14 protein-coding genes are annotated in these 15985 nt (G+C 37.7%); 3 read left to right on the forward strand and 11 right to left on the reverse strand.

The genetic code is table 11. From position 1 onward, the window contains the following. Positions 1-6: 6 nt before the first annotated feature. From BGO84_RS00395 to BGO84_RS00425, 7 genes are all read right to left on the reverse strand, one after another. On the reverse strand, positions 7-2103 hold the full coding sequence (locus BGO84_RS00395; RefSeq protein ID WP_283685509.1) for an HDIG domain-containing metalloprotein: 2097 nt from the start codon (positions 2101-2103) through the stop codon (positions 7-9). A gap of 76 nt (positions 2104-2179) precedes the next feature. Beyond that, positions 2180-3421, reverse strand: a complete 1242-nt coding sequence (locus BGO84_RS00400) for a glycosyltransferase N-terminal domain-containing protein (RefSeq protein ID WP_291026594.1) — start codon at positions 3419-3421, stop codon at positions 2180-2182. 7 nt (positions 3422-3428) lie between these two features. Continuing rightward, positions 3429-4943, reverse strand: a complete 1515-nt coding sequence (gene gltX / locus BGO84_RS00405; protein WP_291026596.1) for a glutamate--tRNA ligase — start codon at positions 4941-4943, stop codon at positions 3429-3431. 147 nt (positions 4944-5090) lie between these two features. After that, a complete protein-coding gene (locus tag BGO84_RS00410) occupies positions 5091-5783 on the reverse strand; it encodes a DUF2807 domain-containing protein (protein ID WP_291026598.1) in 693 nt (230 codons plus the stop codon). 13 nt (positions 5784-5796) lie between these two features. Further along, complete coding sequence (locus BGO84_RS00415; protein ID WP_291026600.1) at positions 5797-7101, reverse strand: DUF4097 family beta strand repeat-containing protein; 1305 nt, start codon at positions 7099-7101, stop codon at positions 5797-5799. A gap of 12 nt (positions 7102-7113) precedes the next feature. After that, on the reverse strand, positions 7114-7659 hold the full coding sequence (locus tag BGO84_RS00420) for a hypothetical protein (RefSeq protein WP_291026602.1): 546 nt from the start codon (positions 7657-7659) through the stop codon (positions 7114-7116). Between the two features lie 15 nt (positions 7660-7674). Next, positions 7675-8205, reverse strand: a complete 531-nt coding sequence (locus BGO84_RS00425; protein ID WP_006841683.1) for a sigma-70 family RNA polymerase sigma factor — start codon at positions 8203-8205, stop codon at positions 7675-7677. 444 nt (positions 8206-8649) lie between these two features. On the opposite strand from BGO84_RS00425, the gene BGO84_RS00430 reads away from it, so the two are divergent. The 3 genes from BGO84_RS00430 to BGO84_RS00440 are packed head-to-tail and all read left to right on the forward strand — an operon-like array spanning position 8650 to position 11713. Continuing rightward, positions 8650-9726, forward strand: coding sequence for a DUF4831 family protein (locus tag BGO84_RS00430; RefSeq protein ID WP_291026605.1), 1077 nt, complete (start codon positions 8650-8652; stop codon positions 9724-9726). Between the two features lies 1 nt (position 9727). Continuing rightward, on the forward strand, positions 9728-10195 hold the full coding sequence (locus tag BGO84_RS00435) for a CYTH domain-containing protein (protein WP_291026608.1): 468 nt from the start codon (positions 9728-9730) through the stop codon (positions 10193-10195). 54 nt (positions 10196-10249) lie between these two features. After that, positions 10250-11713 (forward strand): hypothetical protein, encoded by a 1464-nt coding sequence (locus BGO84_RS00440; RefSeq protein WP_291026610.1) that lies wholly within the window; start codon positions 10250-10252, stop codon positions 11711-11713. 4 nt (positions 11714-11717) lie between these two features. On the opposite strand, the gene BGO84_RS00445 is transcribed toward BGO84_RS00440, so the two are convergent. The 4 genes from BGO84_RS00445 to rsfS form a co-directional block, all read right to left on the reverse strand. Beyond that, positions 11718-12050: a DUF1801 domain-containing protein gene (locus tag BGO84_RS00445; RefSeq protein WP_291026827.1), complete on the reverse strand. Its 333-nt coding sequence runs from the start codon at positions 12048-12050 to the stop codon at positions 11718-11720. 174 nt (positions 12051-12224) lie between these two features. After that, a complete protein-coding gene (locus tag BGO84_RS00450) occupies positions 12225-13067 on the reverse strand; it encodes a phosphatidate cytidylyltransferase (protein ID WP_291026612.1) in 843 nt (280 codons plus the stop codon). Positions 13068-13386: 319 nt separating this feature from the next. Beyond that, positions 13387-15408 carry an ATP-dependent zinc metalloprotease FtsH gene (gene ftsH / locus BGO84_RS00455; RefSeq protein ID WP_135105412.1) on the reverse strand — a complete coding sequence of 674 codons (2022 nt, stop codon included), beginning with the start codon at positions 15406-15408 and terminating at the stop codon, positions 13387-13389. 82 nt (positions 15409-15490) lie between these two features. Then, positions 15491-15850 (reverse strand): ribosome silencing factor, encoded by a 360-nt coding sequence (gene rsfS, locus BGO84_RS00460; RefSeq protein WP_135105411.1) that lies wholly within the window; start codon positions 15848-15850, stop codon positions 15491-15493. Positions 15851-15985: the final 135 nt, after the last annotated feature.

Raw genomic sequence — 15985 nt, forward strand, 5'->3', positions numbered from 1 at the left:
AGCACATTATTGTTCTATTTCTCGAGGTACTTTATTCTCTCCTCTTTTCAGCTCGGGATAAGCAACACGTAAGTGACGCATGCTGACCAGCTTGTCGCAAAACACTTCTTTTACCTGTTCTATATCCTTAAAGGTAATCGGGGCATTCTTGAACAAACCATCGCTCAGCTGAGAATCTATAAGACGGTTTACCAATTCGGTAATAGCTTCTTTCGTATTCTCCTTAAGACTTCTCGATGCGGCTTCCACCGTATCAGCCATCATAAGAATAGCGGTTTCGCGTGTAAACGGATTTGGTCCCGGATAAGTAAAATCTTCCTCATCAACGATTTCGTCTGGATGATTATTTACATACGAATTATAGAAGTATTTTGCTTTCCCTTTACCGTGGTGAGTTTCTATGAAATCTATTATCTGTTGCGGCAAGTTATTCTTTTTAGCTATTCTTACCCCTTCAGCCACATGATCTATTATAATGCGGGCACTCTCTTTTTCTGTCAGTCCGGCATGTGGATCGATCCCTTCAACCTGATTCTCGGTAAAGAAAATCGGATTTACCATTTTACCTATATCATGATACAAAGCTCCTGTACGCACCAGCGTAGCATTAGCCCCGATACGATGCGCAGCGGCAACAACCAATGTAGATACCTGCATAGAATGTTGGAATGTACCCGGAGCAACCTCCGAAAGTTGCTGTAGAAGAGGTCTGTTTGTATTTGAGAGTTCTATCATACTCACCTCCGACATAAAGCCAAAGACTCTTTCGCAAACATAAACCAGCAGATAAGCGAAGGTGACAAACACAAAGTTGATACAGAAATAAATATACACCCTCGAATTTTCTTTTATCAATGCAATATCTCCTTCAGTACATAAAATCCAGCCCGTAAACGACACAATATATGTAACGAGTATCAGAAGGGCGCATACAACCAGCTGGGAACGTTCAGAAAGATTCCGCAAGCTAAAGATACACATATATCCCACCAACATCTGAACTGTGATAAACTGAGCCATCTGAGCCAGAGGAAACATAATGGCACATATCAGTATTGTAATAGTATGCGTGGTAATAGCTGTACGCGAGTCTATAAATGTACGTATGAGAATGGTAGGTATAGCAAAAGGAATGACATACATCAGAGTAAACATCTTCGAGTCGCCCATTATTCCCGTTATGACGGGGAAAATAACAACCATAAGCAACATAAAGATGACATTCTTTTTATTTCTGTACTCCTCAATACGATAGAAACGAAGATAAATCATCAGAGCCATTACAAAGAGGGTGATCATAACCAATTCTCCCATGATAAGCCATCCTGGTTTTGACTTTGTTCCTACCTTCCCTTCTGCTTCTTTAATATAAGAATCCAGAATATTTTTGAGGCGTGCATCTACGATCTCACCTCTATCTATAATCTTTTCGCCATATTGTACTTCTCCGTCATACAAAGAAACCTGTTGCAGCATATCATTCTTGATACCCAACGACATTCTCTCATCGTATATAATATTAGCTATCAGATAATTGTTGAGATTAAAAGTTTTGAGACGTCCTATATCAATATGGGCAGGAGCGTCATCAATGATCTTTTCGTAAGCTTGGCGTGGTGTATAAAACGATGCAATATGCCTGGTTGCAGCAATTTTGTTTGCTGTTTCGCTGCGAAGTATTAATTGTTTTTTATTCAGTTGCTGAATACGCTCATAATCTTCGGCAGAGATCACTCCGGCTTTGTATATTTCTGTAAACTTCCTGTTTATATAAGTTATATAATCCTCCGGAATACTTCTTGCCCTAGCATCCTGAACAACCTGAGATATTGCTTTTTTCTCGATTGTCGCATCTGCCAGATAATAGGGCTGATAAGTCTGCATGATGCTATCTTTCTCTTCTTGTATCTGTGCATCAGACTTATGTATATGAAACTTAAAGGGTGCTGTAAGCAAGCCGTATTGCCATGGCCGATTATCTTCATAACTGTATTTATATTTACCCTCGCGCGGTAAAAAATATACAATAATAATGATTGCAGCGATGAACAAGACAGATGTAGGTATCTTTATCTTGCTGATATAATAGTCGATTTTTGCCATAAAAACTATGGTTTAAATTACAAATCTACAAGATTATTTTTATTCTAAGAAAAGATACAGGCCAAAATCGAAGCCTCTAAAGATTGATTACCGCCATTACACGTTTCACAACCCCGGCATTGGAGCGTACATAATTACCGGCATGTAACCCGGCAGCATTCAGTGTTCCCTCATACTGAAGAAACTCATCCATCAAACCACGGAATGCCTGATAATCAGAAATCGAGTAACCTCCTCCACATTCTATCATTTGCTGAGCTTCACGAAACTTTTTAAAATTCGGGCCAAATATCACAGGTAAATCGTAAACCGCAGCTTCTAATATGTTATGTATACCAACACCAAACCCTCCTCCTACGTATGCTACTTGTCCGTAGCTATATATAGACGAAAGAAGTCCGAAATTGTCAATAATCAAACAGTCATAGTCTGCCATCATTCCGGGCGTTGCCTTCGAATAGCGGATATGAGGACGTTGCAGGTTGCTTTCGATGTACTTCAAGTGAGCTTCATCAATCTCGTGCGGAGCTATTATCAATTTAAGGTCTGTAGTCATATTAAAGTATGGGATCAGTATATCCTCATCCTTTGGCCAGGTACTTCCGGCAACAAATATCTTCTCATTCTCAGACTTGGCTTTCTTCTCGAAAGCCTCGGCTATAGGAAGCTGCTTGGCTTGTTTTTGAATATCCAATACTCTATCGAAACGGGTATCGCCACAAACTTCAACATTTGTGATACCTATATTTGATAACAATTTCCGGGAGTTTTCATCCTGCACGCATATACATGTATATTTTTTCAGCAACTTGCGCATATCGCTTCCATACCAACGGAAAAATATCTGATTGGGACGAAAGATCGCTGAAACCATGTACACCGGAATATTCCTTTTATAAAGCTGATTTACAAAATTGTACCAGAATTCATATTTTATAAATATCGCCATCTTTGGCTGAACAATCTTCAAGAAACGCTTTACATTCCGTTTCTTATCAAAAGGCAAATAGCAAACCACATCTGCCAGCGGATAATCTTTCCTTACTTCGTAGCCCGAAGGAGAAAAAAATGTAAGCAATATCTTATATTCAGGATGTGTTCTTTTCAGCTCTTCCATAATCGGACGACCTTGTTCAAACTCGCCTAAAGAAGCTGCATGAAACCAAATATATTCAGCATTTGCATCTATGTTCTGCCTCAATATCCGATAAGTTTGCTTGTGCCCTACAATCATCTTTCTGGCTTTCTTGTGGAAAGGAGAAATAAGACGGACAATCAACGCATATAGATATATAGCAAAATTGTAAAAAAACAGCATCTTCTTGTTATTTAATATTTAAGATTGCCTTTTCAAGTCGGGCTATTGTTTCTTCTTTTCCAATAGTTGCCGTAATATCAAACATATGAGGGCCTTTCGACTCCCCTACAACAGCCAGACGGAATGCATTCATTATATTGCCGAGATGATAGCCTTTCGATTCAATCCAGCCTTTCACTATTTCTTCCTGATTGTGAGAAGAGAAGTCTTCAATTCCTTTCAGAACTTCTGCCAGCTCGCTCAATTGAGACGGCGACTCTTCTTTCCAACGTTTTTTCACAACCTTCTCATCATAAGCGGTTGGAGCCACAAAGAAGAAAGAAGCCTGATCCCACAATTCTTTTACGAAACTTACTCGTTCTTTTACCAGACCGACAACTGTTTCTATATATTGTAACGGGCATTCGATCCCTTTATCTTGCAATATAGGGTAAAAAATTGTGGCTATCTCGCTATTTGGTCTTAATTGGATATATTGGTGGTTGAACCATTTTCCTTTTTCGTAATCGAATTTGGCTCCGCTCTTACTACATTTCTCCAATGCAAAAAGTTGAATAAGTTCTTCCATCGACATTATTTCCTGATCATTACCCGGATTCCATCCCAGAAGAGCAAGGAAATTGATTACAGCTTCGGGCAAGTACCCACTTTCACGGTAGCCTGACGAAATCTCACCACTCTGCGGGTCTTTCCATTCTAATGGAAACACAGGAAAGCCTAGACGGTCGCCATCACGCTTACTCAATTTTCCATTTCCTTCGGGCTTCAGCAAAAGCGGAAGGTGTGCAAATTGCGGCATAGAATCTTCCCAGCCAAAAGCCTTATACAATAATACATGCAAAGGAGCTGAAGGCAACCATTCTTCGCCACGGATAACGTGTGTTATCTCCATCAAGTGATCGTCTACGATATTTGCCAAATGATATGTAGGCAAATGATCGGCCGATTTATAAAGAACTTTATCATCGAGTACCGATGAGTTATATTTTACTTCGCCACGAATAACGTCATTGACCAACACTTCTTGCCCTGCTTCAATCTTGAATCGGACTACGTACTGATTGCCGGCATCTATGAGTGACTGTACTTCTTCTTGAGAGAGGGTCAATGAGTTTCGCATCTCTCCCCGTGTAGAAGCATCGTACTGAAAGTTACTCACAGTTTCACGCTTAGCCGTCAGTTCTTCGGGAGTATCAAAAGCAATATAAGCTGCTCCTTTTTGGATAAGTATATCTACATATTTCTTATAAATCTCTTTTCTCTCCGATTGCCTATATGGAGCATGAGTACCTCCAATATGTGTACCTTCATCAAACTTTAAGCCCAACCATGTGAGAGCTTCGATGATATATTCTTCTGCACCCGGCACAAAACGTTGCGAATCGGTATCTTCTATACGAAGGATAAAATCGCCGTTATTTTTTTTTGCAAAGAGATAATTATATAATGCCGTACGTACCCCGCCAATGTGAAGTGGTCCGGTCGGGCTCGGTGCAAAACGCACCCTAACTTTTTGAGACATACTTTATTTTTTTAAAGAGGCTACAAAATTATACAAAATATTGCAATATAGTAAGAATAGTGGCAGAAGAAATAAAAACAATGCCAGAGATGAAAATAAAAAAGCCGGAAATCTAATTTCCGGCGCTATATATTCACTAAATTACGATTATCTTTTTTGAATACGTCCTCTGCCTGAAGTGTTTGTTTGAATATCTTTATAATTAAGATTTACAATATCCACATTAGCATTTCCCGAGCTGACAACCGAAAGACTTTCAACCGATCCTGTCAAGACAACATTAGAGCCTCCGCTTACCGCCACACTTACAGCCCTCGCACTCTTTATATCCAAAGAGGAAGTACTTCCACCGGAGGAGGCAATATTTAACGTTTCTGACCTCACTTCATCTATATTATAACGAGAGCCACCCGAAACAGCAATACTAGATTCTCTCGATTCAAGTTTCTTTATATCGAAACTAGAGCCACCTGATGCTGCTATAGATATTCCCCTATTATTTTTGAGTTCGTCGGTAGAAAACTTTGATCCTCCCGAAAGTGCTATAGATTCTATATTGTTTGCCGTAAGATATACTTTCACTCTCTTATTGCTTTTACCTTTTCTATCTACTTTCAAAATACCTTTTTCTACATATACATCTATGGGCTCGGGGCTATCTATTTGCGCAGTATGGCTTTTTCCATAAGAGAAATAAACCTCAATACCAGACCTGACCTCAATACCACTATAAGAACTCAGATTTATTTTTTCAACATGTGAGGTTTTAGACGATCCGCACGAGACAAACAATAAGATGATACTTAATATAGAGATACCGATAAATTTCATAATATTCATTTCTAGTTTAGTTTTATTTTATTTTTACATCTGCATAATTGCTCGATACGGTAATGGTAGCTGTTGGTCTTTTAGTTCCTATCTGCCCTTTTTTAATAACTGTAGTCGAGGTTTCGGTTTGCTCTGTGTATTTCACCGTATATTTTTTCGACACAGTCAAATCTCCTTGCACCAGTACAACATTAAATGAAGCTCCTACATTATCGGGAACACTTAATACCACATCAGAGTAATTACCTTTTACATTGATATTTGTATTTGGAGATATTGAATTAACCTTTACATCAGAATAGTTGCAAATTACATTCATTCTGGAGCGGAGATTATCAATCGATATGTCGGCATAATTAAACTTACCATCCATCTCTCCCAACGAGCCTATTTTAAAATCGCCCGAGGTAGAAGACAACTGAGCCGAAATAGCTTGCACATCATTCAATACAAAGTCACTATAAGCTCCCGACAAGTCTAATCTATTCGCCTTATCTATCTTTACTTTCGAATAAGAAGTCGACAAAACGGCATCCTGCAATTTGCTTATCGTTACTTTTCCATACTTATCCTTAATGGTTGGTCTGGCTCCCGAAAAGCTTTCTGCATCGAAGGTGCTATAAGACAAATTGGCTGAAAAAGGTGCATTAAACTCATTCATTTTTAATCTGCCATATTTTAGATCTACATTAAGTTTAACATTGCGTGGAATACTTATCACTAAGTCGATTTGATTTACACTGGAACCAAGACTAGCTATAGCCAACACTCCTTTATCCTCTGAAATTCTAACAGGATTTCTCTGATTAAGTTTGTTAAAATATTGAATTTCCAACTCTACATTCTTCGATCGGGATTCCCTTACAAATATATTCCCATATTTATGAGAGATATCGATTTCTGAAATATTGGAGTACGTTTTAGTCTCAACTCGATCTGGAGTTTTTCCTTTCTGATTATTTGAAAAGACTTTCAAGTTATCATTATTGGATCTGGACTTCAGATTTTTACCCAATTCCGACAATCTTTCTTTATTCACTTTCAAGTTTCTCTCCAATTCCTTGAGGTTTTTGACTCCGGATTTTTCAAAATCTTCCTTCCATGCCAACCACTGGGCAGTATCAAAATTGAAGTCAAACTTATAATCAAAATTAAGGGCATCGAAGTCCAAATCCATATCCGGAATCTCTATGTTCGGAATTTCTATATTAAATCTTCCTTTACCATTAATAGAGTCTTGAGGCAGATCACCCTTTATCTTTTCCGATGCTCCTAATTGAATTAGAGCAAGGCTGCACAAACCGATAAACAATATATACTTTTTCATCCCTTAATTATATTAGCATTTGGTATATTTTCCTAATTTTTGATCTATATTCTCGAGTACATGGATATTCGTTCTATAATGTTTCACCAAAAAATGAATAGCCATCTCCTTATCTTCATTTTTAGAGATTTCGTTGATAAAATTATTATTACCATCTATTATTTTCTGTATATCCTTGGTCAGTCGCGCCTGATTTTCGGTATCTGTATATGCGAGTTTACACATTATATCAGCAATCTTTGCTTCCATTTTCTGATTATAATAATCATTTGTTGTTTTAAATTCATCTGTTGCTCCAATGACCTCCGGTGCAGGAATATTGCCTCCAGTATTGTCTGGTGTAGAGAATCTAACAACAACGGCTATTAGTATGGCAATGGATGCCGCCACAGATATGGCACTTATAAACCGTACCCGTTTCACTCGTTTTTCGTTCTTCAAGCTTTCTTCATTCTTACTTTTCAATAGCGCTTCGAATCGCTCCATGTGTCCGAATGATGGTTCCTGATCGTCAAACAAATCTCTGTTTCTGTCTATTTTTTTTCTTATGTCATTCATACCTTCCCTCCTTTTTTAGACGAGTTCCAATAATTTTTGTTTTGCCCTCATATATTGTATACGCACCGTTCCGGGTGCTATATTCAGAATCTCACTAATCTCTTCGTGATCATACCCCTCTATAAGGTAAAGATTTACAATCAACCGGCTCGACTCCGGCAGCTTCGTTATTGCAGTTTTCACCTGCTCTACACGATCCAATATCTGCTCCCACTCTTCGCTATCATCCGAGTCTACTATATCATAGTTGATATTCTCGTTGAAATCGACAGTTTCCAAGTTTCTTTTCCTCAGCTTGTCAATAGATGTATTAATGCCTATCCTTACAAGCCATGCCTCGAAAGGAACTGAATTTTTATAGTTGTCCAAACTCGAGAACGCTTTCAGAAAGCTCTCTTGCATTGCATCCTCTGCCTCGAGACTATCATACAGAACCCTATAGCATGCATTATAAACTCTCTTATAAAAAGTAGAGTAAATCTGCATCTGAGCCAAATGTTGACCCTTTCTACACTGATCTATAATATTAGAATCGAAGCTTATCATTTAATGTTTTAGGTTACCCTTCTAATAACATCTACGGATCGAAAATAGAAGTGTTACAAAAAAAAGAATTATTTTTCAAGAAAATGATAAATTTAAGAATTAAGCATTCAATAATAATTCAAATACCTCCGTACTTTTATTTTTTTTCATAATTAAAAAGGAATTGTTGCAGCATTGCTCTTATTCATTTTTTTAAACCACAGAGTAAAAAGAGTTACACAGAGTTTTTTCGCAATAAAAAAAGCATCTCTCTATTTTTTACCAGTTACTTAATTAGAAAAGAGATAAATAAATTTCAGATAAAAACAGACTGCTTGTAACGCCCACCTGCTTACCTTTAATCATTACTCTCCAATAGAAGCTTTAAGGTTTAGATAGTTGTAGGTCGGAAATCCATAAAAAATAATTAGCTTTGTGAGACTAATATTATAAAATAAAGAACGAATGAAGTCTCTAAGCTTATTTCTTTTGCTTGCAATAGGAGCTCTCACATTACCTGCACAGAATACAGTTAAAATGAGTGCAGTGAAAGGAAATGATTATGGTGTGGCGTACTCATTACCGAAAACCTCTGTTATAGTCACCGTAAACTATACAAAGACCACGAAAAAAGCCGGTGAATTCTATCAATATGCCGAGCGATACCTGAGCATAACCAATCCCATAACCGAAAATAGCGTAACCTATACTATCGACAATATAGATGCTACAACAAAAGGAATAGTAGATAAAGACAAGTCTTATCTGGTAGAATTTCGATCGAATACAACTGCACCTTTTGTCACACTGACAAAGGATGGCGTGATATGTGCGATCAACGACGACTACACTTTCCCCAAAGAAGAAGCAATACAAGCTCCGGCTAAAGTGAGTGAAACGACATTAAACCCACGCAGCTTCCTGTCCGAAGAGATTCTACGTGCAGGTTCTACAGCAAAACAAGCCGAACTGATCGCAAAACAAATCTACCGATTGCGTGAAAGCCGCACAAATATAATTACAGGCGAAGCAGACAATATGCCTCCTGATGGCAATGCTTACAAACTGGTAATGACTCAACTTGATGAACAAGAAAAGGCACTCACCGCGATGTTTGCAGGAACCGAATCAAAAGAAACAGGCACAAAAGAATTTACGATAATCCCCGATACGAAAAACATAGAGAATCGAATCATTTTCAGGTTTTCATCTAAGCTGGGAGTCGTGGATGCCAACGATTTGGCAGGAGCACCTGTATATTTGTCTCTCAAAAACAAAGACCCGAGAGAAGAACAAATACTGACACCTAAAGAACAAAAAGAATTGGAGAAAAAATTCTCTGCCGGAATCATATACAATATCCCTAACAAGGCTAGCTTGCAAATAACATACAACAGCAAGGATTATGTAAAAAAAGAATGCGACATCGTTCAATATGGAATTCAGGATGTGCTGACACCGAAAATGTTTGATAACAATAAATTATCAATAAAAGTGATTTTCTATCCTGAGCTGGGAGCTGTAAAACAAATTATCCAGTAATATGGCTTGGGAGATTGAACGTAAGTTTCTGGTTAAAGGAAACTACAAAGAATATGCCTATGCGCATGAAGAAATCGTGCAAGGATATCTTTCTTCGGTGAAGGAGCGCACGGTAAGGGTGCGGATAAAAGGAGAAAAAGCATACATCACAATCAAAGGGATAAGCAACGAATCAGGCATTTCCCGCTTTGAGTGGGAAAAAGAAATTTCGATAAATGATGCCCGGGAATTACTAAAATTGTGCGAACCGGGAATTATAGATAAAATCCGGTATTATATAAAGAGCGACAAGCATACCTTCGAAGTAGACAAATTCAACGGTGAAAACCAAGGTCTTGTTATGGCCGAGATTGAGCTCTCTTCAGAAAACGAACAGTTTGAAAAGCCCGACTGGCTCGGAGAAGAAGTGACAGGCGATCTCCGCTATTATAATTCTTCTCTGACAAAACTTCCTTATTCTAAATGGTAGTTGTAAACTTTTCTTCTTAAATTCGGATTATATTTAGTAACAGGAGGAGAAAATATGATAGATACAGAAGTAAAAGTTCACGATAATTTCGCCTTAGAATTCAAAATTGGTTTTATAACAGACCAACATCAAAAGGATATAAATGAGTTCAGGATCAATACGTGGATATTCCTCCCTAACAGCCTCGACATAAATCGGTCTACATATAAGAAAGATGACTTTTACAGAGATGTGAAAAATAACCTTCGCCTGATTACCCCCGTTTATTCTCTCGAAGAAATACTAAAAGCAGGACGTGGCCCTCTTCCCCGCTTACAGAAAGCATTGGATGATCTGGCTGTAGACCCAAACAATGAAGATCTTACAGAAAGTTTTTCTTACCAAATAAAAATGTTCGTCTGCATCGTAAAGAGTGCATTAAGGCGGCATGTACAGATTATCGGAAGTACAGCAACAGACGAAAAAATAGTTTCTCATGTAGAGGCTTATATTGCCAACGTGAAAGAAATAGCATTACAATACAGAGAAAAGTGGGAAGAACTTTCTAATCCCGAGATGACAAAGCAACAGCGGGAGTTGTTTCTATTCGGAGATGACTTTCTGGGTAATATCATAGAGCAATATGCCTTTCAGATTATGAAAATACTAAAAGGCAAACCGATATTCGAAACAATCAAAGAAAAGCTATACACCTTAATTGAAAGGGAAAAAGCCCATAAAAAGAAAAGAGGGTTTATGCTACTTGAGAAAGGACAAGAAAAACACAATAGTTTGGTAATCACGCAACGGAATATTCTGAAAAAATTCGTTGAAAGTGACTTATTCTTACAGATTATCAGAAAAAAAGACGGACTTTTTGCCCAACAGCTATACTACAGTGTTGCAGCCGGAATCGCTATGATATTTGCTACGATGGTATCTTTCTTCGCCACACTGCGTTTTGGAAATTTCACTACCGACCTTTTCGTAATCCTTGTCTTTAGTTATATGTTCAAAGACAGGATCAAAGATATGATGCGCTACTATTTTTCGTCTAAGCTGGGTAAAAAATACTTTGATTCTAAACTAAAGCTGAGTATACGTAAGCAAGAGATTGGCTGGATAAAGGAGGCATTCGATTTTATAGAAGAAAATAAGTTGCCGGATGAAGTACGAAATATCAGGGCAAGAACGCCTCTGGTAGAAGCTGAGAACCAGGTGTATGATGAAAAAATAATCTTATACCGAAAATGGGTAAACCTATCGAAGGATGAGATAGAAAAATACAAAGAATACCGTCTATCGGGAATTAATGATATTACGCGTTTCCACTTGATAAATTTCACTCATAAAATGGATAATCCACTTATCCCACTCTACTTATCAGATGCAGAGAAAGGATATGAAACGATAGAAGGGAATAAGGTATATTCATTGTACTTTATTATACAATGTAAATCCGACGAGGATGAATATTATAAAAAATACAGGGTATTATTTGACCGCAATGGAATAAATGATGTAAGCGAACTCAATTGATCCTTCACTTTATCTTACCACTTGTATAAAGCACCAAAGCGTCATTCAAAAGCTCTTTTATTACCTCAAGAGGTAAATCTTGATTTGGATCAACTCTGAATGTTTTCATCCGAGATCTGCTACCCGCTTCCAGTTGGGGATGGTTCAGGTATTTTCCTTCAACGAAGAGGATATATGGTTCATCTGTCTTTTTGTCAACCCAAAGATAACACAGAATTTTCGTCTTATAACAGAAGCAAGGCATTCCCCACTTCTGTGTTGCAGAAATACACTCGTCTTGGATTAGTATGATACTTCGCAATGCCAGCAAGCAGCTTTTTAAATAAAGTTGACTGATAGGTTTTTACGTCTGTCTTTTTTCTTTTTCTGAATATAGGCATATACCGCAACACTTGAGACCGCAGCAACTAGAGTTATGGCTAATACTTTCTTTGTCATATTATTACATTTTATTTAAGGACTAGTTAAAGCATAGTAAAGTTAGCAACAAAAAATCTGAAATCAATATTTTTTAGAAGCAACTTTTAGAATAGTTAATCAAAATCAGGTATAAGAAAACAGCCGGTATAGCCAATATTGTGCTATCGAATCGATCGAGGATACCGCCATGTCCGGGTATCATTCCACCCGAATCCTTTATACCTAAGGTGCGTTTAATAAGCGATTCGAAAAGGTCGCCCCATGTTCCGAATATTATTGTTATAGCTGCAAATCCTATCCAGCCCAAAGTAGACAGATTTTGATAATAATGAGCAAAAATGAATGAAGAGCCGATAGAAACTACAGCTCCTCCGATAAAACCTTCCCACGATTTTTTAGGAGATATACGTTCAAATAAACGATGTTTACCAAAAGCCATCCCTGTTAGATAAGCAAATGAATCATTTACCCAAATAAACACCAATAAAGCTAATACATATACATAGTGATAGCTTCCCGGAGTGTAGGCAAAAACCAAATAATTAGTGAGTGCAAAAGGCACGGCTATATAAAATTGCCCCAACAAAGAATATGCTATAGAGCGTATAGGGTCGGGACGCTTAAGATACAATTCACCAACAAATAAAACTAATATGTAGATACAATAAGGTACAAAAGTTACAACAGAAGCATCGACTGTATAATAATAAAAACTACCGATAAAAAGGGAAAAACCTCCAAGCACATTCCATACCCGAGTAAGGGGAACTTTTGCTCCTTTTTCGATCAATCCATAAAACTCATATAACGACAATACAGTTATGAGAGAGAATATAATACAAAAAGTATATTCATTTATAAGGATACCACCTAGTAACAGCCCTACAAATACGGCTCCGGCAATAATACGAACGGCAATGTTAGGTAATCTCAAAATAATAAAGTTTTATTAGTTTGAGGCAAAAGTAGTAAAAATAAGAATATCATGTTTCCCTATTACTGAGGATATTCAGCTAATTCGTCATTCTCAGGTAAATAAATCAGTAATGGTCGGCTTATTATTGCAAATACACTCGCAATAACAAGTGTTGTCCATTTTGCATGCATCGTGTCAGTTTTTGTAGTTGTGTAAGTTATGCCCTTAAGGCCTAAATATAAAAAAAAGGATGTTGTTAAATCCAACATCCTTTTTTTGACTAAAGTATATTTTTAAATTGATATACTTGTAAACATTTATAAATTAAGACAATGAATTATTCAGACTGATCCTCTTCCGAAATAATTCCGGGGACATCTTCGTTCTTCTTTATCTCTATTTCTATATTATCAGGCAACTCTTCGGCTTCTTTGTATAATTCTTCCGAACGAGAAACCCATTGACGTTCACCAAATACTTTCTTCAGATCATCAGCAAAAATAACTTCTTCTGTAATCAATAAGTTTGCTAATTTTCCATGTCCGTCAGCATGTTGAAGGAGCAGTTTCTTCGCACGCTCGTATTGCTCACTGATCATATTCCTAACTTCTGTATCTATCAACAGAGCAGTTTCTTCACTATATGGTTTTGTAAAGCCGTAAGCCTCACCCGACGAGTCATAATAACTTAAATTAGGCATCTTTTCGCTCATACCAAGATATGAAATCATCGCATAAGCCTGCTTCGTTACACGCTCCAAGTCGTTAGCAGCACCCGACGATATATGACCAATAAACACCTCTTCGGCAGCACGACCTCCAAGCAAAGCACACATTTCGTCCAACATTTGCTCTTTGGTAGTAATTTGTCTTTCCTCCGGCAGATACCATGCAGCACCCAAGGCTTTGCCTCGAGGAACAATAGTAACCTTTACCAATGGATTTGCATATTGCAAGAACCAGCTTAGCGTGGCATGTCCGGCCTCATGGATTGCGATTGTCTTACGTTCATCTAAGGTTGTTACCTTATTCTTTTTCTCCAACCCACCAATAATACGGTCTACAGCATTCGTGAAATCTTCCTTCTGCACAACCTTCTTCCCTTTACGGGCAGCAATCAGTGCAGCTTCGTTACAAACGTTAGCTATATCAGCACCGGAAAATCCCGGAGTCTGTCTTGACAAGAATTCTACATCAACCGTGTCGTCAATCTTAACAGGGCGAAGATGTACTTTAAATATTTCCTTACGATCGTTCAAATCGGGTAAGTCAACTGTTATCTGACGGTCGAAACGTCCGGCACGCAGTAAGGCTTTATCCAGAATGTCAGCACGGTTTGTTGCTGCAAGAATAATAACGCCGCTGTTTGTACCAAAACCATCCATTTCAGTCAACAACTGATTCAATGTATTCTCACGCTCATCATTCGAACCCATATTCAGGTTACGACCACGAGCACGTCCAATCGCATCTATTTCATCGATAAATATAATACAAGGTGATTTTTCTTTTGCCTGCTTAAATAAGTCTCTTACACGAGAAGCTCCAACTCCGACAAACATTTCCACAAAATCAGAACCTGACAATGAGAAGAACGGAACATCTGCCTCGCCGGCAACAGCTTTTGCAAGCAATGTTTTACCTGTTCCGGGAGGGCCAACAAGTAACGCTCCTTTTGGTATTTTACCACCAATTTCGGTATAGCGGGAAGGATTTTTTAGGAATTCAACGATTTCCTCTATTTCTTCTTTAGCTTCAGACAATCCGGCAACATCTTTGAACGTAACACGAAGGTCTGAACCTTTATCATATAATTGAGCTTTCGATTTTCCAACACTGAATACGCCTCCGCCTCCGCCGGAACCACCGCCCGACATACGACGCATCATATAGATAAACAAACCGAAGATAAGAATCACAGGCAAAAACCCGACAAGGATTTCTAAAGGGTTGGTACTATCTTCGTAGCTGACATCAATATCATATTTATATTCGGCTCTCACTGTTTCATAGAAGTCTGCAAACTTGTCTGCCGAAGGAATACGCACAATAATAGCCGGATTAGTACCTGCCCTATCGGCTTCGCCTTTAAACACGCTCTTTACAGAGTCAGGTCTTACAAAAGCTTTTAAGGTACTGTTCTTCCTGTCTACTATTATTTTGTTGACACTATTATTTTTTACATACCCCTGAAAGTCAGACCAGGGAACTTCTTTCGTTACGGTGTTATCCGAAAAGAAATACATACCTATAATGGCAGCAAATACAATGAGGTATACCCAATAGAGATTGAATGGAATTTTAGGTCCTTTCAGATTTGGTTTTTTGGGGCTATTCTCTCCTTTATTATAATTATCCATATTTTTTCCTCACAATGTGTGATTTAGTTTGTTTTCAAAACTATAACAAGCGTAAATAAGATTTGTTTAAATATGCTTTATCTCAATCAATATCAGGGATTGATTCTAGTTTTGCATCCGCCCACAAATGTTCGATATTATAAAACTCACGCAATTCGGGCACAAATACATGAACAATAACCGTACCATAATCTATACCAACCCAACGGCTTTCACGTAATCCGTCGATCAGTAAAGGGCGTTCTTTTTTCTTTTTCTTGAGGTAATCAACAATTTCTTCTGATATAGCAGATACTTGTATAGGAGTGTTTCCTTCGCAAATCACAAAATATTGACAAATAGTACCCGGTAATTCTGTCATATCGACAATGACGATATTTTTAGCTTTCTTCTCTTGGCATGCAGCCACAATATTGTTTACTAAGCTTTTTCCTTCTTTCATTCGTTAATTTATAAAGTCTCTTTTTTTGTTTTAGCCTACAAATATAAAGTGATTTTTTTAACTTACCACTCATATCTTATAGAAGTACAAATAATTAATTGTGTAAAGATAACTAAGTTCTTAAATTTCTTTCGG

The sequence above is a fragment of the Dysgonomonas sp. 37-18 genome (genome assembly GCF_001899125.1).
Taxonomy (GTDB): Bacteria; Bacteroidota; Bacteroidia; order Bacteroidales; family Dysgonomonadaceae; genus Dysgonomonas.

Excerpts from the sequence above, each read along its gene's own strand:
- BGO84_RS00410 (WP_291026598.1), bottom strand. The coding sequence starts at position 5,783 with ATGAATATTATGAAATTTATCGGTATCTCTATATTAAGTATCATCTTA.
- BGO84_RS00435 (WP_291026608.1), top strand. The coding sequence starts at position 9,728 with ATGGCTTGGGAGATTGAACGTAAGTTTCTGGTTAAAGGAAACTACAAA.
- BGO84_RS00425 (WP_006841683.1), bottom strand. The coding sequence starts at position 8,205 with ATGATAAGCTTCGATTCTAATATTATAGATCAGTGTAGAAAGGGTCAA.
- BGO84_RS00430 (WP_291026605.1), top strand. The coding sequence starts at position 8,650 with ATGAAGTCTCTAAGCTTATTTCTTTTGCTTGCAATAGGAGCTCTCACA.
- rsfS (WP_135105411.1), bottom strand. The coding sequence starts at position 15,850 with ATGAAAGAAGGAAAAAGCTTAGTAAACAATATTGTGGCTGCATGCCAA.
- gltX (WP_291026596.1), bottom strand. The coding sequence starts at position 4,943 with ATGTCTCAAAAAGTTAGGGTGCGTTTTGCACCGAGCCCGACCGGACCA.
- BGO84_RS00415 (WP_291026600.1), bottom strand. The coding sequence starts at position 7,101 with ATGAAAAAGTATATATTGTTTATCGGTTTGTGCAGCCTTGCTCTAATT.
- BGO84_RS00420 (WP_291026602.1), bottom strand. The coding sequence starts at position 7,659 with ATGAATGACATAAGAAAAAAAATAGACAGAAACAGAGATTTGTTTGAC.
- BGO84_RS00440 (WP_291026610.1), top strand. The coding sequence starts at position 10,250 with ATGATAGATACAGAAGTAAAAGTTCACGATAATTTCGCCTTAGAATTC.
- BGO84_RS00400 (WP_291026594.1), bottom strand. The coding sequence starts at position 3,421 with ATGCTGTTTTTTTACAATTTTGCTATATATCTATATGCGTTGATTGTC.
- BGO84_RS00395 (WP_283685509.1), bottom strand. The coding sequence starts at position 2,103 with ATGGCAAAAATCGACTATTATATCAGCAAGATAAAGATACCTACATCT.
- ftsH (WP_135105412.1), bottom strand. The coding sequence starts at position 15,408 with ATGGATAATTATAATAAAGGAGAGAATAGCCCCAAAAAACCAAATCTG.